General features: G+C 42.4%; 16 protein-coding genes. 10 read left to right on the top strand and 6 right to left on the bottom strand.

The genetic code is table 11. From position 1 onward, the window contains the following. Positions 1 to 53: 53 nt before the first annotated feature. Genes PQ469_RS16925 through PQ469_RS16915 form a run of 3 tightly spaced genes read right to left on the bottom strand, consistent with a single transcriptional unit; the run spans position 54 to position 8,692 of the window. Positions 54 to 2,918 (bottom strand): sensor histidine kinase, encoded by a 2,865-nt coding sequence (locus PQ469_RS16925; RefSeq protein ID WP_274208739.1) that lies wholly within the window; start codon positions 2,916 to 2,918, stop codon positions 54 to 56. 28 nt (positions 2,919 to 2,946) lie between these two features. Then, complete coding sequence (locus PQ469_RS16920; protein WP_274208738.1) at positions 2,947 to 5,799, bottom strand: sensor histidine kinase; 2,853 nt, start codon at positions 5,797 to 5,799, stop codon at positions 2,947 to 2,949. A 28-nt stretch (positions 5,800 to 5,827) separates the two neighbouring features. Next, entirely contained in the window at positions 5,828 to 8,692 is a 2,865-nt protein-coding gene (locus tag PQ469_RS16915) for a sensor histidine kinase (protein WP_274208737.1), read from the bottom strand. A 182-nt stretch (positions 8,693 to 8,874) separates the two neighbouring features. Between PQ469_RS16915 and PQ469_RS16910 the strand changes: the two genes are divergently transcribed. After that, positions 8,875 to 9,555, top strand: coding sequence for a response regulator transcription factor (locus PQ469_RS16910; protein ID WP_274208736.1), 681 nt, complete (start codon positions 8,875 to 8,877; stop codon positions 9,553 to 9,555). 226 nt (positions 9,556 to 9,781) lie between these two features. Here the strand turns inward: PQ469_RS16910 and PQ469_RS16905 are convergent, their stop codons facing one another. After that, positions 9,782 to 10,180: an RNA recognition motif domain-containing protein gene (locus tag PQ469_RS16905; RefSeq protein ID WP_090653086.1), complete on the bottom strand. Its 399-nt coding sequence runs from the start codon at positions 10,178 to 10,180 to the stop codon at positions 9,782 to 9,784. A 347-nt stretch (positions 10,181 to 10,527) separates the two neighbouring features. Between PQ469_RS16905 and PQ469_RS16900 the strand changes: the two genes are divergently transcribed. From PQ469_RS16900 to PQ469_RS16880, 5 genes are all read left to right on the top strand, one after another. Beyond that, the gene (locus PQ469_RS16900; RefSeq protein ID WP_274208735.1) at positions 10,528 to 11,610 is read left to right on the top strand and encodes a sensor histidine kinase; all 1,083 of its coding nucleotides are present in this window, start codon (positions 10,528 to 10,530) and stop codon (positions 11,608 to 11,610) included. Beyond that, on the top strand, positions 11,607 to 12,305 hold the full coding sequence (locus tag PQ469_RS16895) for a LytR/AlgR family response regulator transcription factor (protein WP_274208734.1): 699 nt from the start codon (positions 11,607 to 11,609) through the stop codon (positions 12,303 to 12,305). The genes PQ469_RS16900 and PQ469_RS16895 overlap by 4 nt, the downstream gene beginning before the upstream one ends. A gap of 134 nt (positions 12,306 to 12,439) precedes the next feature. Continuing rightward, entirely contained in the window at positions 12,440 to 14,167 is a 1,728-nt protein-coding gene (locus PQ469_RS16890) for a CocE/NonD family hydrolase (RefSeq protein ID WP_274208733.1), read from the top strand. Positions 14,168 to 14,538: 371 nt separating this feature from the next. Further along, a complete protein-coding gene (locus tag PQ469_RS16885) occupies positions 14,539 to 15,567 on the top strand; it encodes a class I fructose-bisphosphate aldolase (protein ID WP_274208732.1) in 1,029 nt (342 codons plus the stop codon). Positions 15,568 to 15,799: 232 nt separating this feature from the next. After that, complete coding sequence (locus PQ469_RS16880) at positions 15,800 to 18,124, top strand: S9 family peptidase (protein WP_274208731.1); 2,325 nt, start codon at positions 15,800 to 15,802, stop codon at positions 18,122 to 18,124. Between the two features lie 116 nt (positions 18,125 to 18,240). On the opposite strand, the gene PQ469_RS16875 is transcribed toward PQ469_RS16880, so the two are convergent. Together PQ469_RS16875 and PQ469_RS16870 are read right to left on the bottom strand one after the other, a co-directional pair. Then, positions 18,241 to 18,840: a GNAT family N-acetyltransferase gene (locus tag PQ469_RS16875; protein WP_274208730.1), complete on the bottom strand. Its 600-nt coding sequence runs from the start codon at positions 18,838 to 18,840 to the stop codon at positions 18,241 to 18,243. A 647-nt stretch (positions 18,841 to 19,487) separates the two neighbouring features. After that, a complete protein-coding gene (locus PQ469_RS16870) occupies positions 19,488 to 20,120 on the bottom strand; it encodes a MarR family winged helix-turn-helix transcriptional regulator (RefSeq protein WP_274208729.1) in 633 nt (210 codons plus the stop codon). A 199-nt stretch (positions 20,121 to 20,319) separates the two neighbouring features. Between PQ469_RS16870 and PQ469_RS16865 the strand changes: the two genes are divergently transcribed. The 4 genes from PQ469_RS16865 (at position 20,320) to PQ469_RS16850 (ending at position 26,008) form a co-directional block, all read left to right on the top strand. Next, the gene (locus PQ469_RS16865; RefSeq protein ID WP_274208728.1) at positions 20,320 to 22,068 is read left to right on the top strand and encodes an ABC transporter ATP-binding protein; all 1,749 of its coding nucleotides are present in this window, start codon (positions 20,320 to 20,322) and stop codon (positions 22,066 to 22,068) included. A 141-nt stretch (positions 22,069 to 22,209) separates the two neighbouring features. After that, complete coding sequence (locus tag PQ469_RS16860) at positions 22,210 to 23,970, top strand: ABC transporter ATP-binding protein (protein ID WP_274208727.1); 1,761 nt, start codon at positions 22,210 to 22,212, stop codon at positions 23,968 to 23,970. A 148-nt stretch (positions 23,971 to 24,118) separates the two neighbouring features. Then, the gene (locus tag PQ469_RS16855; protein ID WP_274208726.1) at positions 24,119 to 24,664 is read left to right on the top strand and encodes an REP-associated tyrosine transposase; all 546 of its coding nucleotides are present in this window, start codon (positions 24,119 to 24,121) and stop codon (positions 24,662 to 24,664) included. A 159-nt stretch (positions 24,665 to 24,823) separates the two neighbouring features. Next, the gene (locus PQ469_RS16850; RefSeq protein ID WP_274208725.1) at positions 24,824 to 26,008 is read left to right on the top strand and encodes a tetratricopeptide repeat protein; all 1,185 of its coding nucleotides are present in this window, start codon (positions 24,824 to 24,826) and stop codon (positions 26,006 to 26,008) included. Positions 26,009 to 26,043 lie beyond the last annotated feature (35 nt).

The following is a 26,043-nucleotide window of genomic DNA, read 5'->3' as shown; positions in this document are numbered from 1 at the left end:
AATGCTAATATCCTAAAATTATCCTTGATTAAAATACCTATTATGGCCACCATTTAAAGGTTCAGTTTAAGGCTAATGGATGCACCCTTGCCGGGAGCCGTGTCAATTTTTAAATCGGCATTCAATCTTTTTGCGCGTGCATAAATGTTACGGATGCCCATGGTTTCGTGTTTGCGTACATCGGGCACAAAGCCCCGTCCGTCATCCCGGATGTTAATATGCAGCCGGTTTTTGTAAAGGCTAATTGCCAGGAACGCGTTTTGTGCGTCTGAATGTTTAATAATGTTGTTTAAAACCTCTTTCACCAATAGGTATACCTGCCGTCTTTTTTCTCCGCTAATGGCAATAGTGGTTTCACCAACCGAGATACTTTCCTGTAGGCTGATGTCGCTGCTGTCAAATAATTTAATAGCTTGTTTATGTATAAAATTGGCCAGGCTGCTTACCTCGTCATTTTCAACGTCAAGGCTCCAGATAATTAACCTCACCTGGGTAGATATATCGGTAATGGCCTCATGAATGGCATCTATTTCTTTAAAAACAGGTTGGTTGGTTACTTTCCGGCTCAGCATTTCGGTTTGCAGTTTTATGCCCGATATACTTGCCCCCAAATCATCATGCACTTCGCTGCTGATGCGCTGGCGTTCACGTTGCAAAGCAAGTGCGTTTTCATAATCCTTTTTTTGTAACCCAATGATAGACAGGTAGTATTTTCGTATAAGCAAAAAGCTTATAAATATAGCGCCTGTAACGGCAATAACTTGCAGCCACAGTTGCTGGTACCATAACGGCATTACAGTAAATTGAAAAACAAGCGGACGGCTTAATTGGTTAAAACGATCGGCAGCTACCGCTTCTAACTCGTAATGGCCGGGCGGCAGCAGGTCAAACCGTTTTTCGCCGGTTGGGGCAACACTCCAGTTTTTATCAACGTCTTTGAGCCTGAACCTGTATTGCATTTTACCCATGCTTTTGTAGGATAAGGCAACGCAATTAAACACAATAGGCTTGCCATAAGTGAAACTGCGTTGTTTTCCGGGTACGCCATCATCAAGCAGTATTGGCCTGGGCAAGTTGGTATTCCATAAATTTTGAGTAACAGCTATGCCCTGATCGGTAGCTATGTAATAATCATTTCCATGGCGAACTACATCGGCAACATTATCTGACGGAAGCCCATTACTTGTATTTAACCGGCCTACCCGGTAAGTTTGGTAATTATTGTTAAAGTTAATGATACTTACACCATTGGCCGTGCATGCCCATAGTGTATTAGCGTCTGTCCATATCAGTTTGCGGATGTTGCCCGATGAAATAGCAGGTGAGGTAAATTGGCTAATGGCTTTACCGGTTAACAGGTAAACCCCTTTATCTTCGGTGCCTATCGCGCATACCTGTCCATTAGATGCCAGGCATTTTACAGCATTTATTCCTTTATCTGCCAGTATTCGCACATATTTAAAGTGGCTCGCGTTAATTGGGGGGACCATTTGATATAGTCCATAAAGTGAGCCTATAAGGATGTGTCCTTTATGGCAGGTGATGGATGTTGTGCGTATAAGGTCGAAAGGATACCCGATGATATGTTTAAATTGATTTGATACTACACAAAGCGTCGATTGCGTAAGGAAATATACTGTATCGGGCCGCTCGATAATGCCCTTTACCGGCCCATTTATATATGACACAGGGCGCCAAAATGGAGGGTTGGTATTTAATAAATCTAACCTGAATATGCCATTATCAGTACCAATCACAAGCCTATTACCGGTAATTGGCAGCAAGCTGGTTACCCGGTTAAAATCCGACCGGTTTTGTTTTAAATACAAGGTGCCTATCGAGGTGTTTTGATTAGGGTTAAGTTTCATATAGCTCAACCCGGTTAAAATGTGCCCTGCAAAAAGGTAACCACCGGCTATGCCCAGTTTTAAAACGTTTTCATTTACAAGGCCGCTTTCTTTATTGATGACTTTTACTTCGGGATTGGTACTTAAAAAAATACCGCTTTCATAGGTACCAAACCATAAATTATTTTCTCGGTCAATAAGCGTAGATGTAGTAATTTGATTGTTAAGGTAATTTTTCCGCTCGCCGGTAATGTAGTTAATGATGTATGTGCCCTGTTTTACCGTTGTAACAGCAAAAGTATTTTTACCTGTAAGGTAAACCGATGTTACATTGCCGGTAAAATTGATTTGATTAAGGGGGATGATTCCGTTTTTTTGATATTGATAAACGTGTACCCAATCTTTAGATATCAGCAACAAATGATTTTGTTGTAAGGCCAATCTATATGGCTTGGTATTGGTATTGGCTGTTATATAGTTTAAATGCGCGGCCCCAAGTTCATTTTTGAGTATGCTAAGGTCATTTTCAGATAAAACGGCCTCTTCACCACTTGCACCATATATATAGCTGCCGGGCCGTTGTTCCTGATGTTTTCGGGACTTTAATTCCTCAAAACGATAAACTTTGGTATTAAGCTCATAATTTACACAAAGTTCATTGAAACGGTTAAAAAACAGGTTGGCAAATGGCGATACGAAAATTTTTTGAGTTGAAGCAAGCTTGTGTATAAGCCCGTTTTCGTAGTAGCAAACCCTGTAGTTATTGCAGTAAAAAAAAATACGGTGGTAATTGTCTTCGGCTACCCGGAAAACCTCGTTACTTTCAAGCCCATCGGTCGTTGTGAAATTTTTGAAGTGCTGCCCATCAAACCGGCTCACGCCCTTATCTGTGGCTATCCAGATAAAGCCTTTGCTGTCCTGCATTAAATAGTTAACCTGCGAGCCGGGAAGGCCGTCGCTTGCTCTATAGTTTTTTAAATAAACTACCTGGTACGGCGTACTTGCGTATACGCCTGTGATTAAAAATTGAAGTAGCAGTAAAAGTTTTAGAGTATGACTTCTTAGGAACATTTTATTATCTATTATGTATGGCCACCATTTAAAGGTTCAGTTTAAGGCTAATGGATGCACCCTTGCCGGGAGCCGTGTCAATTTTTAAATCGGCATTCAATCTTTTTGCGCGTGCATAAATGTTACGGATGCCCATGGTTTCGTGTTTGCGTACATCGGGCACAAAGCCCCGTCCGTCATCCCGGATGTTAATATGCAGCCGGTTTTTGTAAAGGCTAATTGCCAGGAACGCGTTTTGTGCGTCTGAATGTTTAATAATGTTGTTTAAAACCTCTTTCACCAATAGGTATACCTGCCGTCTTTTTTCTCCGCTAATGGCAATAGTGGTTTCACCAACCGAGATACTTTCCTGTAGGCTGATGTCGCTGCTGTCAAATAATTTAATAGCTTGTTTATGTATAAAATTAGCCAGGCTGCCTACCTCATCATTTTCAACGTCAAGGCTCCAGATAATTAACCTCACCTGGGTAGATATATCGGTAATGGCCTCATGAATGGCATCTATTTCTTTAAAAACAGGTTGGTTGGTTACTTTCCGGCTCAGTATTTCGGTTTGCAGTTTTATGCCCGATATACTTGCCCCCAAATCATCATGCACTTCGCTGCTGATGCGCTGGCGTTCACTTTGCAAAGCAAGTGCGTTTTCATAATCCTTTTTTTGTAATCCAATGATAGACAGGTAGTATTTTCGTATAAGCAAAAAGCTTATAAATATAGCGCCTGTAACGGCAATAACTTGCAGCCACAGTTGCTGGTACCATAACGGCATTACAGTAAATTGAAAAACAAGCGGACGGCTTAATTGGTTAAAACGATCGGCGGCTACCGCTTCTAACTCGTAATGGCCGGGCGGCAGCAGGTCAAACCGTTTTTCGCCGGTTGGGGCAACACTCCAGTTTTTATCAACGTCTTTGAGCCTGAACCTGTATTGTATTTTACCCATGCTTTTGTAGGATAAGGCAACGCAATTAAACACAACCGGCTTACCATACATAAAATTACTCTGTTTTCCGGGTACGCCATCATCAAGCAGTATTGGCCTGGGCAGGTTGGTATTCCATAAATTTTGAGTAACAGCTATGCCCTGATCGGTAGCTATATAATAATCATTTCCATGGCGAACTACATCTGCAACGTTATCTGACGGAAGCCCGTTACTTGTATTTAACCGGCCTACCCGGTAAGTTTGGTAATTATTGCTAAAGTTAATGATACTTACACCATTGTCCGTGCATGCCCATAATGTATTAGCGTCTGTCCATATCAGGTTGCGGATGTTGCCGGATGAAATAATAGGCGCGTTAAACTGGCTAACGGCTTTATCAGCCAATAAAAATATGCCTTTATCTTCTGTCCCTACCGCGTATACTTCATAGTTAGATGCTATGCACTTTACAGAATTTATTTCTTTATCGGCAAATATGCGCTCATATTTAAAGTGATAGCTGGTTATTGGGAGTGTAACTTCATATAGCCCATAAAGAGAACCTACAAGAAGGTATTTTTTTAAACATGCTAATGATGTTATCCGGATAGGAGCAAATTCGTAACCGAATTTGGTTGATAACATTCCAATACCTTTGGTGTTAAGATAGTAAACTGTATCGTGCTGGTATGCGATTCCTTTTATCGGTCCACCGGTATAAAAAGCGGGGTGCCACGATGGCGGATTGTTGTTGGAAATATCTAACCCAAACATCCCATTATCAGTGCCAATCATTAGCCTATTGCCAGCAATTGGCAGCAAGCTGGTTACCCGGTTAAAATCCGACCGGTTTTGTTTTAAATACAAGGTGCCTATCGAGGGATTTTGATTAGCGCCAAGTTTCATATAGCTCAACCCGGTTAAAATGTGCCCTGCAAAAAGGTAACCACCGGCTATGCCCAGTTTTAAAACGTTTTCATTTACAAGGCCGCTTTCTTTATTGATGACTTTTACTTCGGGATTGGTACTTAAAAAAATACCGCTTTCATAGGTACCAAACCATAAATTATTTTCTCGGTCAATAAGCGTAGATGTAGTAATTTGATTGTTAAGGTAATTTTTCCGCTCGCCGGTAATGTAGTTAATGATGTATGTGCCCTGTTTTACCGTTGTAACAGCAAAAGTATTTTTACCTGTAAGGTAAACCGATGTTACATTGCCGGTAAAATTGATTTGGTTAACGGGGATGATCCCGCTTTTTTGATATTGATAAACGTGTACCCAATCTTTAGTTATCAACAATAAATGATTTTGTTGTAAGGCCAATCTGTATGGCTTGGTATTGGTATTGGCTGTTGTATAACTTAAATGCGCAGCCTCAAGCTCGTTTTTGAGTTCGGCGAGGTCATTTTCAGATAGGATAATTCTTTCTCCGTCCGCGCCGTAAATACAGTTGCCCGGTTGTTTGTCCTGGTGATTCCGGGATACTAATTCCGCAAAACGATAAACTTTGGTATTAAGCTCATAATTTACACAAAGTTCATTGAAACGGTTAAAAAACAGGTTGGCAAATGGCGATACGAAAATTTTTTGAGTTGAAGCAAGCTTGTGTATAAGCCCGTTTTCGTAGTAACAAACCCGATAGTTATTACAGTAAAAAAAAATCCGGTGGTAATTGTCTTCGGCTACCCGGAAAACCTCGTTACTTTCAAGCCCATCGGTCGTTGTGAAATTTTTGAAGTGCTGCCCATCAAACCGGCTCACGCCCTTATCTGTGGCTATCCAGATAAAGCCTTTGCTGTCCTGCATTAAATAGTTAACCTGCGAGCCGGGAAGGCCGTCGCTTGCTCTATAGTTTTTTAAATAAACTACCTGGTACGGCGTACTTGCGTATACGCCTGTGATTAAAAATTGAAGTAGCAGTAAAAGTTTTAGAGTATGACTTCTTAGGAACATTTTATTATCTATTATGTATGGCCACCATTTAAAGGTTCAGTTTAAGGCTAATGGATGCACCCTTGCCAGGAGCGGTGTCAATTTTTAAATCGGCATTCAACCTTTTTGCGCGTGCATAAATGTTACGGATGCCCATGGTTTCGTGTTTGCGTACATCGGGCACAAAGCCACGTCCGTCATCCCGGATGCTAATATGCAGCCGGTTTTTGTAAAGGCTAATTGCCAGGAACGCGTTTTGTGCGTTTGAATGTTTAATAATGTTGTTTAAAACCTCTTTCACCAGTAGGTATACCTGCCGTCTTTTTTCGCCGCTAATGGCAATAGTGGTTTCACCAACCGAGATGCTTTCCTGTAAACTGATGTCGCAGCTGTCAAATAATTTAATAGCTTGTTTATGTATAAAATTAGCCAAACTGCCTACCTCATCATTTTCAACGTCAAGGCTCCAGATAATTAACCTCACCTGGGTAGATATATCGGTAATGGCCTCATGAATGGCATCTATTTCTTTAAAAACAGGTTGGTTGGTTACTTTCCGGCTCAGTATTTCGGTTTGTAGTTTTATGCCCGATATACTTGCCCCCAAATCGTCATGCACCTCGCTGCTGATGCGCTGGCGTTCACGTTGCAAAGCAAGTGCGTTTTCATAATCCTTTTTTTGTAATCCAATGATAGACAGGTAGTATTTTCGTATAAGCAAAAAGCTTATAAATATAGCGCCTGTAACGGCAATAACTTGCAGCCACAGTTGCTGGTACCATAACGGCATTACAGTAAATTGAAAAACAAGCGGACGGCTTAATTGGTTAAAACGATCGGCGGCTACCGCTTCTAACTCGTAATGGCCGGGCGGCAGCAGGTCAAACCGTTTTTCGCCCGATGGCGCAGCTGCCCAATTTTTATCAACATCTTTGAGCCTGAACCTGTATTGTATTTTACCCATGCTTTTGTAGGATAAGGCAACGCAATTAAACACAACCGGCTTACCATACATAAAATTACTCTGTTTTCCGGGTACGCCATCATCAAGCAGTATTGGCCTGGGCAGGTTGGTATTCCATAAATTTTGAGTAACAGCTATGCCCTGATCGGTAGCTATATAATAATCATTTCCATGGCGAACTACATCTGCAACGTTATCTGACGGAAGCCCATTACTGGTATTTAACCGGCCTACCCGGTAAGTTTGGTAATTATTACTGAAGCCAATTATACTTACACCATTGGCCGTGCATGCCCACAGTGTGTTTGCATCTGTCCATATCAGTTTGCGGATGTTGCCGGATAGTATAACAGGCTTATTAAATTGACTTATTTTTTTGTCATTCAATAAAAAAAAACCTTTTTCTTCGGTACCCACTGCGCATACCTCCCCGTTAGATGCCATGCACTTTACAGCATTTATTCCCTTATCGGCCAGTATACGTACATATATAAAGTGATCATCATTAATTGGGAACGCAATTTGATATAGTCCATAAAGCGAGCCCACAAGCAGGTGCCCTTTTCGCCATGCCAGGGATGTTACGCGTATAGGTTCAAATAGGTTCCCGTTTAATTTTTTGAGTTGATTTGATAGATTGCCAAGAGAAGATTGTGTAAGGAAATATACCGTATCGGGTCGTTCAAAGATACTTTTTATAGGGCTATCATAATACAGTACGGAATGCCACGATAACGGGTTGCTGTTTGATACATCTAACCCGAATATCCCATTATCTGTACCAATCATAAGCCTTTTGCCGGAGATTGAAAGCAAACTGGTTACCCGGTTAAAATCCGACCGGTTTTGCTTTAAATACATGGTGCCTATTGAGGGATTTTGATTAGCGCCAAGTTTCATATAGCTCAACCCGGTTAAAATGTGTCCCGCAAAAAGGTAACCACCGGCTATACTCAGTTTTAAAACGTTTTCATTATCCAGACCGTTTTCTTTATTGATGACTTTTACTTCGGGATTAGTACATAAAAAGAAACCACTGTCATAGGTGCCAAACCACAAATTATTTTCGCGGTCAATAAGCGTAGATGTAGTAATTTGATTGTTAAGGTAATTTTTCCGCTCGCCGGTAATGTAGTTAATGATGTATGTGCCCTGTTTTACCGTTGTAACAGCAAAAGTATTTTTACCTGTAAGGTAAACCGATGTTACATTGCCGGTAAAATTGATTTGATTAAGGGGGATGATTCCGTTTTTTTGATATTGATAAACGTGTACCCAATCTTTAGATATCAGCAACAAATGATTTTGTTGTAAGGCCAATCTATATGGCTTGGTATTGGTATTGGCTGTTATATAGTTTAAATGCGCGGCCCCAAGTTCATTTTTGAGTATGCTAAGGTCATTTTCAGATAAAACGGCCTCTTCACCACTTGCACCATATATATAGCTGCCGGGTCGTTGTTCCTGATGTTTTCGAGACTTTAATTCCTCAAAACGATAAATTTTGGTATTAAGCTCATAATTTACACAAAGCTCATTGAAACGGTTAAAAAACAGGTTGGCAAATGGCGACACCGAAACCTTTTGAGTTGAAATAAGCTTGTGTATGAGCCCGTTTTCGTAGTAACAAACCCGATAGTTATTACAGTAAAAAAAAATCCGGTGGTAATTGTCTTCGGCTACCCGGAAAACCTCGTTACTTTCAAGCCCATCGGCCGATGTGAAATTTTTAAAATGCTGTCCGTCAAATCGGCTCACGCCCTTATCTGTGGCTATCCAGATAAAGCCTTTGCTGTCCTGCATTAAATAGTTGACCTGCGAGCCGGGAAGGCCATCAGCTGCGTTGTAGTTTTTTAAATAAACTACCTGGTACGAGGTGCTGGCGTATACACCCGATAATAAAAATTGAGTAAATAATAAAAGTTTAAGAAAAGGGGTTTTTAGCGGCATTTTATTACTGTATCAACTTAACATCAGCGCTTTCATACAATTACGTGCAGGCACAATTTTGCGCGGTTGTATTACCTGATAAATATAAAATAAATAGCCAATAATCAATATTACTTCTTAATATTAAGCAAAACGGTCTCTAAACATTTATTATATTGCCATCCCTTAATTATGAGACCGCAATGAACAAATTGCCCGATTTGGAACTGAAAATTCAAGCCGAGATTGATAAAATACACGCCGTTGCCAACCTGCTGCCGGGTGTAACCATTATACACCGGATGCCCGATTTTAAACTGGAGTATATGTCCCAAAATGGGTTAAACCAATTGGGAATAACTTTAGCTGAGCTCAGGAGTTACTCGCCCCCCGATTATACCGCAAAATATTTTAACCCGGAAGACGCGGAAACTTATGTGCCAAAAGTAAAAGATATGGTTGAAAGAAATACCGACAATGACATCACCTTTTTTCAACAGGTAAAAATAAACAATAACCCGGATTGGGTATGGCATTTAAGTACTATGAAAATTTTAATGCGCAATGATGAAGGCCTTCCCTTACTTGTGATTAATATGGCTTTTAAAGTTGATCCCATTCAGCACGTTACGGCCAAGGTGGAGCGGATGCTGGAAGAAAATATCTTTCTGCGTAAGAATTTCGGAAAGTTCTCCAACCTCACCAAACGCGAGTGTGAAATTTTGCGCCTAATGGTACTGGGCAAAAGCTCGCCCGAAATTGCCAGTCAATTGTTTATAGCTGCAGGCACCGTCGATACACACCGCAAAAACATCAAGCACAAATTAGGGGCAAATTCATCTTTTGAATTATCGCAATACGCGCGGGCTTTTGATTTGATATGAGCGCCAGCAACAGATTACAAAGACAGACGGGCTGCATAAACCTGTTATTCAATATGATAATAACGTAACTGTGGTTTCTTGATTCAAAATCGAAAAGAATAAAGGCTGACGAAAAGACTTGCTTAATCAATTTTAAGCGGCATAGCCATCAAGCTACACCATTAAAATCAATATTGTAGCCCGGCTTAAAAAATTGCACCCCTAATCCGCAGCTATAGGATGTATTTTATATTGCTCTTCTTGGCCTTTTGGCTTTTGGCGTGTCGTCGGCAGGTCTTTTATAGCTGCTGTTACTTTTGCCGTAGCTGCTACCGCTACTACTGCGGTTAGTATTACTGCTATAACCTCCGAAACTCCTTTTGGGTGGTGGCGGTTTTACTGCATTTTCTTCGTTTATTTTTACATTCAAGGTTCGGTCGCCCATAGGGGTGCCGTCTAAAGCAATCACAGCGTTTTCGGCGCCTTCGCGGTCCTTCATCTCTAAAAAGGCATAACCTTTACAAATTCTCGTTTTTTTATCCCGTACTATTTTAATCGTACTCACTTCCCCGTGCAAGTTAATTATCTTAACCAGATCAAGTTCTGTCATGTCCAAAGGGAATCCGCCGACAAATAATTTCACCATTAGCTTTAATGCTTTATTTAGATTTAAAGTTACTCATTAACCAACGAATATCGGTTTCGTTTTATATTATTAGCTAAAAAAAAGAATTTTTTTTTTGAATGAGGCAGCGTATCGGAGCTTATCAAATCAGAAACTATTGGTTAACAGTAGGTTTACCAGGCTTTCGTCCTCAAAATCGTTAAGCTTAAAATGTAAAAGCTTCATCGCCTACGCTGTAAACCGGCCTGGAAAGCCAAAGATTAACTTGAAATTCCCGTTCGTCCCCAAACGGCTGCGCCTATGTATTTTCGCTTTATATTACCAAATAGTTTTTGTTGGTTTGTTTTGTTAAGCCAGACAAGACAACAGTGAAACAGCAAAAAAGCATATCGTTATATTGGTCATGCCAGCTCATTGGCTGGTCATTAGCTGGTTTGTTCTGGGGATTTTCGGCCTGGATGCAAATGTTTACCGGCGGCCATAGCGGGCAATATAGTTACACGCTTGCACTGTTTCATTTTGGGTTTGATCTTGGTATTGGCATCCTGATTACCCATGCTTATTATCGCTTTGCGCATAATTTTAACTTCACCCGTTTAAAATTGCAAAACATGCCTGTGCGCCTTATTCCGGCGGTGCTTTTAATGGGTATATGCTACATGTTGCTGGTTACTGTTAAACTGTACGTAGCCCGCTACTATTTTACATTTGCTTACGGTGAAAGCTTCGGGATGTTTTTTCGTCAAAATTACCTGGTGCTGTTGGCTACCGGTATTAGGCTTATGGCCATTTGGGTGCTGGCTTTTCACCTGTACCATTATGCCCTGATGGAGATTGGCACGGCCACCGATAATGCCCGTTTACAGGTAGTTGCCCGCGATGCGCAAATGCAGCAACTATCGGCACAGCTTAACCCGCATTTCTTTTTCAACTCCCTCAATAGTGTTAAAGCATTAACAGCTACCAACCCGGTAAAAGCCCGGCGCGCGATAGATTTACTGTCCGATTTGCTGCGCGCCACTTTGTATGGCAGCAATGCAAAGCTTATATCCTTACGTGACGAGGTTAATTTGGTTAATGATTACCTGGAGCTTGAAAAGATCCGTTTTGAAGAAAGATTGCAATTTACCGTCGATATGGAAGAGGGGACAGAACACTGTTTGATACCGCCGTTAAGTATCCAAACTTTGGTTGAAAATGCTATTAAACATGGCATTGCACATCAGAAAGCGGGAGGCGAAATTAAAATAACTATCAAAAATACCGACGGGGAAATACGCATTGCCGTTTTAAACCCCGGCCGGCTCTCTGCTGCGGGTAACCAGCATGGCCTTGGTTTAAAAAATCTAAAAGACCGTTTACTATTGCAATATCAAAACCAGGCCAGTTTTGTAATTGAGGAGGTATATGGCGATAAAGTTTTATCAACCATCATTTTGCCTGCATTATGAAAAAGATAAAGATAATTATTGTGGACGACGAACGGCTTGCCCGCGAAGAGGTAAGAACAATGCTGGGCTATTATGATGATGTTGAAATTGTTGCCGAGGCGGCAAATGCCGATGATGCAAAGCTTTTAATACAAGAGCATCAACCTCAAATGATATTCCTTGATGTGCAAATGCCCGAAAAATCGGGATTTGATTTGTTGGAAATGCTGGATAGTGTGCCCGAAATTATTTTTACTACCGCCTTTGATCAATATGCTGTAAAAGCGTTTGAAGCTGACGCCCTCGATTATTTGGTAAAACCTATCCGTGATGAGCGTTTTGCCAAAGCTATGGAAAAGGTGAGGGTTAAGCTAAACACAACCACGGATAACAGGCAGATTTTTATAAAAGATGGCGGCAAATGTTATGTTTTAAAGGTAAATGAAATTCACCTGATTGAATCGATGGATAATTACGCGGTATTATATTTTGGTGATAAAAAAACGTTCCTGAAACGCTCACTAAACCTGATGGAAGAAAGGTTGGACGCCGCAACGTTTTTCAGGGTAAACCGGGCACAAATCATCAACCTGAACTACATCGATCAAATTAGCCATCTGCCGGGCGGAAAGCTGAGCATCAGTTTAAAAACCGGGCAGGTAGTTGAAGTGTCGGAAAGGCAATCCGTAAAGTTTAAGGGGAAGCTGAAGGCTTAAAGCCCGATGTAAGGAATAGGTGAAAGGATAAAACTGAAAGGCAAAAGGCCGGATTGTAATTAATTACCAATAAATAACAACTGTTAATACAAAAAAGCTTTCTGCTTTTGCTCATCATAAACTAAAAAATAAACATGAAAAAACTAATGCTATTACTGGCTTTAATAAGCCAGGGGGCAACTCTTTTTGCCCAAAAATCGGCTGATGCTGATGTGGAAAAGTATATTATTAATGATAGCGTGCTTATTAAAACCCCGCAGGGGCATACGTTATCGGCTGTTGTTGTGCGCCGGCGCGATATGGCCGGGCCGCAACCGGCAGCCCTGTTGTTTTTTATTTACTCGGATACTAAAAGAAGTTTGCTTGAAGCCAAATACGCTGCCGATCGTGGCTATGTGGGCGTAGTGGCCGATGTGCGTGGCAAGCGTTTAAGCCCCGAAGAAGTGATCCCCTATGAAAACGATGCCGAAGATGTTTATTGGGTAATTGACTGGATAAGCAAACAAAGCTGGAACAACGGCAAAGTGGGAATGTATGGGGGCAGTTATTCGGGCTTTGCGCAATGGGCAGGTTTAAAATATAAGGTGCATCCGGCGCTTAAAACCATTGTGCCTTATGTTTCGGCCATTCCGGGAATGGGGCTGCCTATGGAAAACAATGTGTTTATTAACGCCAATTATGGCTGGGCCTTTTACGTGAGCAATAATAAATACCTGGATACCGCTACTTACAATAACCAGCAGCGCTGGCGTAATTTGAATGAAAACTGGTACCAAAGCGGCGCTGCCTATAACAAAATTGATAGTGTTGATAATGCACCTAATAAGTGGCTGCAGCGATGGCTTAAGCACCCCGGTTTTGATAAATACTGGCAAGCTATGATCCCATACGGTAAGGAATTTGAAAAAATCAATATCCCAGTGCTGGCTTTTGATGGTTATTATGACGACGGGCAAACATCCGGCTTATATTACCTGCGCCAGTTGGCTAAATATAACCCCAGGGCCGACTATTACCTGGTACTTGGCCCGTACGACCATTTTGGCGCACAAAGGGGAGGCGAACCTGTTTTGCGGGACTACAAGGTTGATTCGGTAGCTATCATCAACACCAAAGCAATTACTTTTGAATGGTTTGATTATATCATGAAACAAGGTAAAAAGCCTGCCATTATCAAAGACAGGATCAATTACGAGGTTATGGGTGCCAACCGCTGGGACCATGCGCCGTCCCTTGATAAAATGTACCAAAGCATGATTCGGCTTTACCTGAGTAATGTAAAAAAGGATGATGGGTTTAGGTTATCTCCCCAAAAGCCGGTTAAACCGGCATACCTTGAACAGGAAGTTGACTTTGCCGATCGCACTACATCCAATAACTACGCATATCCGTTCCCTATTATTCAAAAAGATGTTTACAGCAACGGGTTTACCTTTATAAGCGACAGTTTAAAACAACCGCTTATTGTGAACGGCGCCTTCCTTGGACAAATCACGGCCGCTATCAACAAAAAGGATTTTGACTATAGCGTAGTACTTTATGAAGTGATGCCTAACGGCGAATATTTTGAGCTTACGTACTTTTTGGGGCGGGCCAGCTATTCGTGGGATATCAGCAACCGCAAACGGCTGCAACCAGGAAAAATAACAACGCTACCGTTTTCGAATACAAAGGTGGTAAGCAGGCAACTGCGTAAAGGCAGCCGCTTACTTGTAATTATCAATGTAAACAAGAATAATTTTTGCGAGGTTAACTACGGTACCGGTAAAGATGTAAGCCTTGAAAATATTAACGATGCCAAAACACCACTTAAAGTAAAATGGTACAACAGTAGTTATATCGATGTGCCGGTATCAAAATGAAGGCTGTACGACAAACTTGGCTGTACACGCAGGGTCAAACGCATCCAATTGGGTTAACATAACTTAACATATTTTAGATATTTTATTTATAAGTATTTAATAATCAATATTTTATATTTTATCATGGTTAACACTAAAATCATCGCCCAATTTAGCATCCAAATATTTGTGCCTGTTGCTGGCCAATATATTTGATCATCAATTAATGACATTTATTGTAACCGTTTTTTCCGGCATCAACGGGTCATATTTACGAACGGGACACTTACGCAGGTAAATATCGTGTCAAATAAAACAGCATGTTCTCAATTATAAAACAAGTCGGGCTCTATTAGTGTTAGTTATTGTACCTGCTTAACACAAGGATGATTATGGATACCTCGACATTAAAAACCATTGCTTACCAGCTGATGCAAGGCAACAAAGGTTTGCTGGCCATGGATGAAAGCACCGCTACATGTAACAAGCGTTTCCAGGAACTGGGCATCCCACAAACTGAAGAATATCGCCGCAAATACCGTGATCTGATTGTAAACGCGCCAGGGTTGGAGGAATACATTAGCGGGGCGATCCTGTTTGATGAAACCATAAAGCAAAGTACTGCCGATGGCATCTTGTTTATAGATATTTTGAAGCATAAAGGGATAATTCCGGGTATTAAAGTTGATGAAGGCGCTATACCTATGGCTGGTTTTCCCGGCGAAAAGATAACCGAAGGGCTGGATGGCCTTGGCGACCGTTTGAAGAACTACTATAAAATGGGCGCCCGTTTTGCCAAATGGCGGGCTGTTATCACTATAGGCGCCGATATCCCGTCGCCAACCTGTATAAAGGCAAATGCTTACACCCTTGCCCGTTTCGCCATGTTTTGCCAGGAAGCCGGTTTGGTACCCATTGTGGAGCCCGAAGTAGTGATGGATGGCGATCATTCGCTCCAAAAATGTGCCGAGGTTACTACCGAGGTAATACATGCCCTATTTAACGCCTTGTACCAGCACCGGGTCGACCTGGAAGGCATTATCCTGAAACCTAATATGATATTGCCGGGCGAAAATAGCCCCGAAAAGCCGGGTTTAGACGAAGTGGCCGAAGCAACCATTAAATGCTTCTTAAAAACCGTACCTGCATCGGTACCTGGCATAGCCTTCCTTTCGGGCGGCCAACAGGCAGCGCTTGCTTCCGAAAGGTTAAACCGTATGCACACCCGCTTTGGCGATGTAATGCCCTGGGTGCTTACTTTCTCTTTCTCGAGGGCGATACAACAACCAGCGCTGGAGCTTTGGAAGGGTAATGACGATAACATTGTTGCAGCCCAACGTGCATTAGTACACCGCGCTGCTTGCAATAGTGCCGCCAAAATGGGTGTATACAGCGCCGATATGGAAACCGGCCCTCAGTAGTTGTTTGCCAATTACGCCCTGTTTGGTAAAAATCTGTCGGTTGTTATTTTTCTAATGACCGGCACGCCCTTTTGAAAAACTTACTCCTTTATTCACGCTGTCCTATCCAGTCAGCCAAAAGTCTTAACTTGATTCCTGACTCTTGCCTCTGTTCTCCCGCTCTGTAACAATCTTTAAACATGCTCAAATAAAAAAAAGCATTAATTTGCGCTTTAAACATAAGTTGACACTCATGAATAAATATTTACTCACCATTCCGGCGTTTGCCTGGGTTATGTCGGCGTATGCCCAGCAGGGTAGCCCCTTAACCACAAAGGATTATGAACATGCCGAAAGTTTTATGACCTACAATACCGCCCAGTTTGTTGACAGGGCCGATGTAAGGCCTAACTGGTTACCAGGCGATAAATTCTGGTACCGTGTACTCACCGCACAAGGGAGCGAATTTGTATTGGTTGACCCGGTTAAGAAAACACGGGAAGCAGCTTTTGACCATCAAAAACTGGCCCAACTGCTGTCAGCGGCTTCGGGCAACAAATACGATGGCAATATGCTGCCTTTTCAAACCATCAGCTTCCCGGCAGATGGAAAAAAAATAATGTTTACGGCAGCCGATAAACACTGGCAGTATGACCTGACCACAGACCTTGTTACTGCCGGGGCGGAACCGGAACGGGGCCGCATGCAGCCTGGCGGACGCAGGGGCAAAACAGAAGAAGTATTATCGCCAGACGGCAACCGGGCAGCCTATATCAAAGATTACAACCTTTGGGTGCGCGATACAAAAACAGGCAGCCAAACCCAGCTGACTACCGATGGTATTAAAGATTTTGGCTACGCTACAGATAATGCAGGCTGGCAAAACTCCGACGCGGCAATTTTACGCTGGTCGCCCGATTCAAAGAAGATAGCCACCTTTAAGCAAGATCAGCGTAAGGTAAGCGATATGTACCTGGTTACCACCAATGTGGGCAAACCGGTATTAAAGCAATGGAAATACCCTTTGCCGGGCGATGAAATTGCAATGATAACCAGGGTGATTATTGAAGTAGACCATCCTAAAGTAATTACTCTGCAGGTGCCGCCCGATGCACACCGCGCTACCCTGAGCGACGACATCAGCAGTAGCGGCACATTTGATGATGTGGATTGGAGCGCTGACGCTTCAAAGCTGGCTTTCGTATCCACCTCTCGCGATCATAAAAACGAGAAATTCCGCATTGCCGATGCAGCAACTGGCGCCGTTAAAGAGGTTTTTGAAGAAACCGTGAAAACTCAGTACGAATCGGGCTGGGGCGCTATTAACTGGAAGTTTTTGCCCAAAACCAACGAGATCATCTGGTTTTCTGAGCGCGACAACTGGGGCCATTTGTATCTGTACGATGCAGCTACCGGTAAAGTCAAAAATCAAATTACCAAAGGCGATTTTGTAGTAACCAGGCTATTGAAGGTTGACGAGAAAACCCGCACGGTTTATTTTATTGCCGGTGGTCTTGAAAAAGAGAATCCATACTACGGCCAGTTGTGTAAAGCAGGCTTTGATGGTAAGCATTTTACCGTGCTTACGCCCGAAGAAGGCAACCATAACATTACCCTATCGCCAGGCGGCGGTTATTTTGTCGACAGTTACTCTAAACCAGACATGCCGCCGGTTACCGTTTTACGCAGCACGGATGGCAAGCTGATAACTAACCTGGAAAAAGCCGATGTATCAAGGCTAACCGCTACCGGCTGGAAAGCGCCTACGCCAGTTAAATTGATTGCAGGAGATGGCAAAACTGATATTTACGGACTTATTTTTACGCCGACCAATATGGATGCCAGCAAAAAATACCCGGTTATTGATTACATATACCCGGGCCCGCAAGGCGGGAGCGTAGGCAGCTGGTCGTTTGTGGCTTCAAGGGGTGATAATCAATCACTGGCCGAGCTTGGTTTTATTGTGGTAGTAATTGAAGGTACCAGTAACCCGCTGCGTTCAAAAAGTTACCATGACATGAGCTACGGAAATATGTCTGAAAATACTTTGCCCGATCAGATTGCAGGTATCAGGCAGTTATCAAAACAATACCCCATTGATACCAATAAAGTAGGCATATGGGGCCACTCGGGCGGTGGCTTTGCTACGGCCGCGGCCATGTTCCGCTACCCCGATTTCTTTAAAGTGGGCATCTCAGAATCGGGCAACCATGATAACCGCAACTACGAGGATGACTGGGGCGAACGGTATGACGGCCTGGTATCAAACTCCGATTATGCCGCCCATGCCAACGAAACGTATGCCAAAAACTTAAAAGGCAAGCTAATGCTGGCCCATGGCTTAATGGATAACAACGTACCGCCTTACAACACCATGCTGGTGGTTGAGGCGCTTGAAAAAGCCAATAAAGATTATGACCTGGTAGTTTTTCCAAACAGTCAGCATGGTTATGGCCCTTACTCGCCCTACATGATGCGCCGCCGCTGGGATTACTTTGTGAAAAATCTGTTAGGTGTAGAGCCGCCGCATGAATATGTGTTGAAATCGAAAACAGATCCGAGGAATGTGGTAAAGTAGAATAACAATATCGAACACCGGATAACCAATGTAGAATGATGAAGTAAATTCATTATTCGATATTCAAAATTCGGTGTTCGATATTTAATTGGGTTATTTATGTATTTAGCTTGGTATCACAGCTTCCCCTTTAGCCTTTCCTTAACCCCGCTTTCCCATTCATCTTTTAAAATACTCAGTATGATGGAGTCGCGCCTGCCGCCATCTTCCAGGGGCATGTTACTGCGTAAAATGCCTTCAACCTGGCAGCCAATGCTTTTCATGGCGGCAATGCTGCGCTCGTTACGTGCATCGGCCCTGAATTCAACCCGCATCATATTCAATTCTTCGAACGCGAATTGCAACAGCAAAAATTTACAATGTTTATTTAAACCAGTTCCCCTGAATTTTTCGCCATACCAGGTATAGCCCAGCTGAAGCGAGTTTAGCTTGGGCTGTATATCGTAATAACGGGTACTGCCTGCAAATTCGCCGGTTTGCTTGTCAATCACTATAAAAGGATATTCGCGGCCTTCTGCGCGGGCTTTAAGGGCATCGTTAACATAACGGCGCATGCCATCCTCGTATTTGGCGCTCACGTTGGAGTATTGCCAGGTAGTAGGCTCATTAATAGCAAAAGGCAGTAGGTTTTCAAGATCATCGGCCTGTAAAGGGCGTAGTATAACGCTGTCATCCTCTAAAGTATAGTTGGCTGTTGTGTCAAAATGAGAGATCATTAATTATTGGATTTTTTTTAAATCTACAGGAATAAAGTGGCTCCCTCATACATAAAAGTTAAATTTTCAGGAGTGGGCCAGCCTGTAAGTATAGTAAAATCGGCAGATTCTGAAGGGGAAGTTACGTTCAAAAATAAAAGCCCTGTCATCCTTGCCATATTTAATATTTACACAAACATTGGCTTTTAACGCTGGCTAAGACTCACCCGGCGAGGCTACGCCCGCCACCCTCTCTTCGGCTTCGCCGGAAAGAGGGGCTTGGAAGTTTATTATTTATTTTTTTTAATGTATTGATATTCAGCGTTAAAAAAACTCTTTCCACCTTCGGTGATTGTTGCACAACTAAGCGCATACGTCGCAAAATTTCAAATCTTGTCGATCAACCTTCTGAGATTTTAATATTCAGCTATTGCCAAAAGCAAGTTAGTCGATATTCAAATCTCAGGGCGTCAAACCGCCATAAAACATGCGCTTTTTTTTGCAACCTTAGTTGTGCAACACTCACCGCAGGTGAAGAGAGGGTGGCGGGCGTAGCCTCGCCGGGTGAGGCTACGCCGTCATGCTATATACGCCATTCCCTTCAGACTTTCACGAAATTTTACAACTCAGGATATCAATCTATTATATATTACAAAGCGCCATTTTTATTACTGTTTATCTGCCATCACCTGCTCATACATCTGGTCAAAAGGTTTATTCTTTAGCTCGATGGCTACGCCGGAGTTGCGTTGCTCGCAAAAGCGGAGCATCTCGAAGCAATCAATTAAAATATTATCGTCTACACCTTTAAAAGTCATTTCCACAACTTTGCCCGATACCTTGTAGTATTCCTCCAGCGCGCGTAGCCCTTCTTCGGTTATTTTAATGAGTTTGGCGCGTTTATCATCCGGCGATGTCCGCTCGTCAATTTTCTTTTCGGTTATCAGCCGGTTAATTACCTCCATGCCGGTGGTGGTTTCGGCAAACATGTAGTTGATCAGGTCGCTTTTTCGTACCTCGCCTAAATGATTAAGGCCGTTAAGGTAGTAGAAACTTTCGGCGGGGGGCAAGGCAATATGTTTTACCGCCGCACGGAAATAAAGGCTGTATGCACTCATGATTCGGCCTATGGTTTTTAACAGGAAAGCGCCATTCATAATGCGTTCGCCTTTTTTGCCCGGGTGTTTGGGCTGTGGCCGTTGTTTTTGCAGGTAGTATCTGCAAAATGTTTCAACGGTTTGGTCCGTGCTCACCTCCTCAAATTCCGACCACGCTTTAATTAATTCGACTACTGGCTTCATGATGTTCCTATTTCGGTATAAAAATAAAAAATTATTTCTAAAAAGTTTTAATTATTCCTAAATGGTAATATATTTGAAAAGTTATTTCGGATCGGTTTTAATTATTATTCAAACATTTAAAATGTTTTTGATTATCAATCGTCCAATAAAGTAGCGTTTATTTGTAGTATACTTTTACGGCATCTAATATAACTTGCATATGCAACCCAATAAAACCAAACCAAATCAAAAACCACCCGGCGTATTCAGCCTGCTGAAGCCATACCTGGGTTGGGTTACGTTGTTATTAGTTTTTTCTGTAGCGGCTACGGCAATTAACCTTTGGCTGCCTAAAATAATTGCCAATGGAATTGATGCCTACACCCATCACCAATTTGTGGTTAATGATGTAATTAAAAAGTTTTCACTGGCGGCAATATTGGTATTTGTTTTCGGCGCGATACAGGGTGTTATACAAACCTATTCGTCGGAGTTGGTGGCTAAGGATCTGCGCGAAAAACTGGCAGATAAAATTTCGCGCCAAAGCCATGCATTTATTGAGCAGGCCAATCCTTCAAAACTGTTAACCAACCTTACCGCCGATATCGACTCCATAAAGCTGTTTGTATCGCAGGCGCTGGTATCAATTGTTACATCGCTTTTTACCATTATTGGCTGCAGCGTAATGCTGCTTATTATCAATTGGCGGCTGGCACTGGCGGTTATTGTTATTATCCCCATCATAGGCGGTACGTTTGCGTATGTTTTAAAAAATGTGCGCGCGCTGTTCATGAAAAGCCGAGGGGTAATAGATACACTGAACAAGGTTATTAACGAAAGTATTCTGGGCGCAGCATTAATCCGGGTTATTAACTCGCAGCAACTGGAGTTTAATAAATTTTTGGCTGCCAATACCGAAGCCAAAAATTACGGATTAAAAATCCTCACTTTTTTTGCGGGCTTAATACCTATCGTAACCTTTACGGCCAACATGGCCGCTTTAACCATTTTGGTAATGGGCGGGCATTTTGTAATAAACGGCGGCATGAGTTTGGGTAGTTTTGCGGCGTTTAACAGCTATTTATCGCTATTGATATTCCCGATATTTGTGCTCGGCTTTATGAGCAACCTTATAGCGCAGGCCAGCGCATCATACACCCGTATTAGCGTGGTTTTAGATGCGCCCGATGTTGTAGACGGCGGCGATTTAAAAGAGGTGCTGCGCGGCGATGTGGAACTGAAGGATGTATCTGTTGCCTACGGGCAAAAGCTGGCGCTTAAAGGCGTATCGTTAAAAGTTACCGCCGGGTCAAAAATTGCCATCATCGGGCCAACATCAGCAGGTAAAACCCAATTGCTTTACCTGTTAACCGGGCTTATTAACACAACAAGCGGCGAGGTTTTGTACGATGGTAAAAGTATAGCGGCTTATGACAGCGAATCGTTTCACCGGCAGGTAGGTTTTGTTTTCCAGGATAGCATTATTTTTAATATGAGCATTCGCGAAAACATTGCTTTTAGCGATACCGTAACCGACGAATCGCTGCAAAAGGCGATTGATACGGCTGAGTTGAAAGATTTTATAGGGAGTTTGCCCAACCAGTTAAATACCATCGTATCCGAAAGGGGATCCAGTTTGTCGGGCGGCCAAAAACAGCGCATTATGCTGGCCAGGGCGTTGGCGGTAAATCCGAAGGTTTTATTGCTGGATGATTTTACAGCGCGGGTAGATGGCAATACCGAAAAGAAGATACTGACCAATATCCAGCAAAATTATCCGGGCTTAACATTAATATCGGTTACGCAAAAAATAGCCTCCGTTGAGCATTACGACCAGATAATTTTACTGATGGAGGGCGAAATTGTAGCCAGCGGCGTACATGACGACCTGATGAAAACCAGTACCGATTATGTGCAGATTTTCAACTCGCAACAAAGTACCAGTAATTACGAATCGGTTAAGTCTTGAGTCTGAAGTACTAAGTCTTAAGCCAGAAGTCTTGAGTCAAAAAGAATTTTGTTTGACCTGAAACTTATTTCTGACTTAGAACTTAAGACTTCCGACTTAGGACTATCGATTTAGAAGTATCACAAAAAATATTATCACAAAATGAATTACGATCTTAACCAGCTTAGTAAAACTGCCCCAAAAACATCAACGTGGGCGGGCCTTGGCAAGCTGATCCGGCTGATATCGCACGAGCGGCGGATACTTATCATGGCACTTATTGCCATACTAATAAATTCTTCACTCAACCTTTTGGGCCCGTTAATTATAGGCCGCACCATTGATAAATATATCCAGCATAAAGATTTTGCGGGCGTTATTCACAATGGCATATTGTTATTGTGTATGTATGCCGTTGCGTTGTTTACCAGCTACAAACAAACCACGCTAATGGGCGGTGTAGGGCAGCGCATGCTGTTTACACTGCGCAATTCCATCTTTAATAAGCTGCAGCAATTGCCCGTAGGTTTTTTTAACCAAAATAAGGCAGGCGACCTGATATCGCGCGTAAATAATGATACCGATAAGCTGAACCAGTTTTTTTCGCAATCGCTGATGCAGTTTATCAGCAATATCTCTATCATGATAGGGGCGGGGATATTTTTACTGGTTATTAATCCCGAACTGGGGGCTGCCGCGCTGTCACCGGCTTTAATTATTCTTGCTTTAACACTGATATTATCGCCATGGATTAAACGAAAAAATGCGGCCAGCCTGAAAAGCACCGGTGGCCTGAGCGGTGAGATACAGGAAAGCCTGAACAACTTTAAAGTGATCATTGCCTTTAACCGCCGCGATTATTTCAGGAAGCGTTTTGGCATTGCCAATACTGCAAATTACAATGCTGCTATTGGGGCGGGCCTGGCCAGCACTGTTTTTATACCGGTTTACGGTTTTTTTGCCAGCATGGGGCAGCTCATCGTGTTGTCGTTTGGTATTTATCTTATAGGTAAAGGGCTTTTCACTATTGGTATCCTGGTAAGTTATTTATCATACGCCACTAACTTTTACAACCCGCTAAGGCAGCTGGCAGCCCTGTGGACTAATTTTCAGCTGGCAATGGCCGGCTGGGACAGGATATCGCAGATACTATCTTTAGAGAGCGACCTGCCGCAGATAGTCGCCGGTATTACCGAGCCCAATGCCACACTGCTTGAATTCAGGAATGTGCATTTTAGTTATGACGAAAGCAAAGAGATATTGCATAACATTAACTTTAAGCTGGAGCAGGGCAAAACCTACGCCCTGGTTGGCCCAACAGGTGGCGGTAAAACCACTACGGCATCGTTAATAGCACGCCTGTATGATCCATCAAAAGGTTTGGTACTGCTGGATGGTAAAGACATCCGCACATATACCGCCGAAGAGCGGAGCCTTAAAATAGGATTTATTTTGCAGGAGCCTTTTTTGTTTAGCGGCACAGTGAAGGACAATATCCTGTACAGTAACGATATGTATAGGGAGCATACCAACGAGCAATTAGAAAAAGTAATTACAGATGCCAACCTGGGCAGTCTGCTGGCTATTTTTGAGAACGGACTGGAAACTCCGGTACTTTCAAGCGGAGATAGTATTAGCCTTGGCCAAAAACAACTGATAGCATTTATGCGGGCCGTGCTGCGTAACCCGCAGTTATTGATTTTGGATGAAGCCACCGCCAACATTGATACCATTACCGAAAAACTGCTGAGTGATATCCTGAACAAACTGCCCGAAACTACCACCCGGGTAATTATAGCCCACCGCCTGAACACCATTGAAAATGCCGACGAGATTTTCTTTGTAAATTCCGGTGAGGTGATTCGCGCAGGTGGCTTAAATGAGGCGATTGATATGCTGCTGCACGGGAAGAGGGTGAGTTAGGAGAGGAGAATCAAGAAATAAGAGTCAAGAAAAAGACAGGAGCTTGTTGGACACGTTGTGCGCAGCTGCCGCGAGTTAAGCGTAAGCGTAACTCGTGGTATGCATAATTTAAGCTTCCAGCTTAAATTTAATTTGTTAATTTAACCTCATGAGCAGCAATTATAAATTTCGTAACCAGGAATGTTTATACTTTGTAACTTTTACGGTTGTAAGATGGATAGATGTATTGACCAGGAGAGCGTATAAGGATATCATTGTAGAAAGCCTTAAATATTGCATAAAACATAAGGGACTTCAATTACATGGCTGGGCTATTATGAGTAACCATGTGCATTTAATTATCAGTACAAATGATAAGCCCATGCAGGATATTTTACGGGATGTTAAAAGGCACACTTCAAAAGCGATAACCAAAGCTATTATCGAAAATGTGCAGGAAAGCAGGTGTGAATGGATGTTGTGTTTTTTTGAGCGTGAGGGCAAGAGTAACCCCAATAACGAAAATTACCAATTTTGGCAACAAGGCAATCACCCGATAGAAATATATACAAACAAGGTACTTGATCAGAAACTTGATTATATTCACAATAACCCGGTAACAGCTGGCTGGGTTGATGAACCACACCATTTTCTATACAGTAGTGCAAGAGACTATGCCGGAGGTAAAGGCTTAATTGATATTATATTGGTTTAGTTTCATAATTTAAGCTGGAAGCTTAAATTATGCATACCCCGAGTTACGCTGCGCTAAACTCGCGGCAGCTTTAGCGTAACTCGGGGTATGCATAAGGCTTTTTGAATGCTGCGTTATACCTAAGGTTGTTATATTTATGCAAATGATTTTTGGAATACAATGGCAGATAAAATTAAAAGTGACTTTGAGGTAGTTACGGCCGAATCGCGCAAATTGGCTATAGCCTGGCAGCATGGCTTTATCAATTACGATCACTTTTTTGTGGCTATGTTGCAAAATAAATGTAAGGCTACAAAATATTTTGACCATTTTGATTCGGATTACTGGGAAGCAAAAATAAAAGCGTTGTATCCTGCAACAGGTAAGCAAAAACAGCGGGATTTGATGCCGTTAACTGTAGAGGCCGAGTTTGTTATAAATCATGCTTACCAAATATCGGGCATTGATGATTTTGCCCCAACCAATACCATACACTTGTTGCTGGCTATTTTAAGTTACGATAATGAGGTAAGCAAAGCTTTTTGCCAGGCGGGGATATTAATTGAAGATATTACGGGTGCTGAATTTAAAAATCCGGTAAAACAGTTTCCATCTCCCGTAGAGGCTATTCGGGAAAAACCATATAGCAAAGCAGAACTCTTTTTTTTGTCAAAAGCATCGAAAAAGAAGCGGGTTGACGCTTTGTATCGAAATGCCCTTAACTTTTATTTTTATGGACAATTCGATGATGTTTTAAAAATATGCCGGATAGGTTTAAGTCTTTTGCCCAATTATATGCACTTCAAGGTGTTAATGGCTTTCGCCAGCCAAAAGCTGCGTGATTTCGATTTAGCATTGTCGCTAATGACTGAATTGGCAGAGCTTAAGCCCGACGACATTGATTTACGCCTTTCATTGTCACTTCTGTATGGTATGATGGGAAGGTACGGGGAGTGCGGCGAGATGTTAGACGCTCTTTTGCAGGTACAACCGGATAACGTATCATTTTTAAATAACAAAGGCTTTAACCTGCAATTACAGGAGCGTTATGCTGAATCGGTGCCTTTATTTGAGCAGGTTATACAGGCAGATCCTTCAATTGCCTATGTCTGGAATAACTTGGGTTTCTCGAAGTTCAGGCTGGGAGAGAAGGAGCAAGGGGTGGGCATGATTAATAAATCGCTTGAGCTGGATAAGGGAAACCCGTACGCGTACAAGAACCGAGGTATTGTTTTGATGGAGCAAGGACAAAAAACTGAAGCAAAACAAAATTTTATACTTGCCCTGAAATTTGGCTACACCGAAAACTACGGTGACGAAGTGGAAAAATTGCTGCATAGCCTAAGCCCGGAGGATCCTATTTAAACGTTGCAAAACGCAAAATAAGCCGGATGATGATT

The organism is Mucilaginibacter sp. KACC 22773 (genome assembly GCF_028736215.1).
Lineage (GTDB): Bacteria > Bacteroidota > Bacteroidia > Sphingobacteriales > Sphingobacteriaceae > Mucilaginibacter.
The sequence above is the reverse complement of the archived record's forward strand: the minus strand, read 5'-3'. Positions and strand labels throughout refer to the sequence as shown.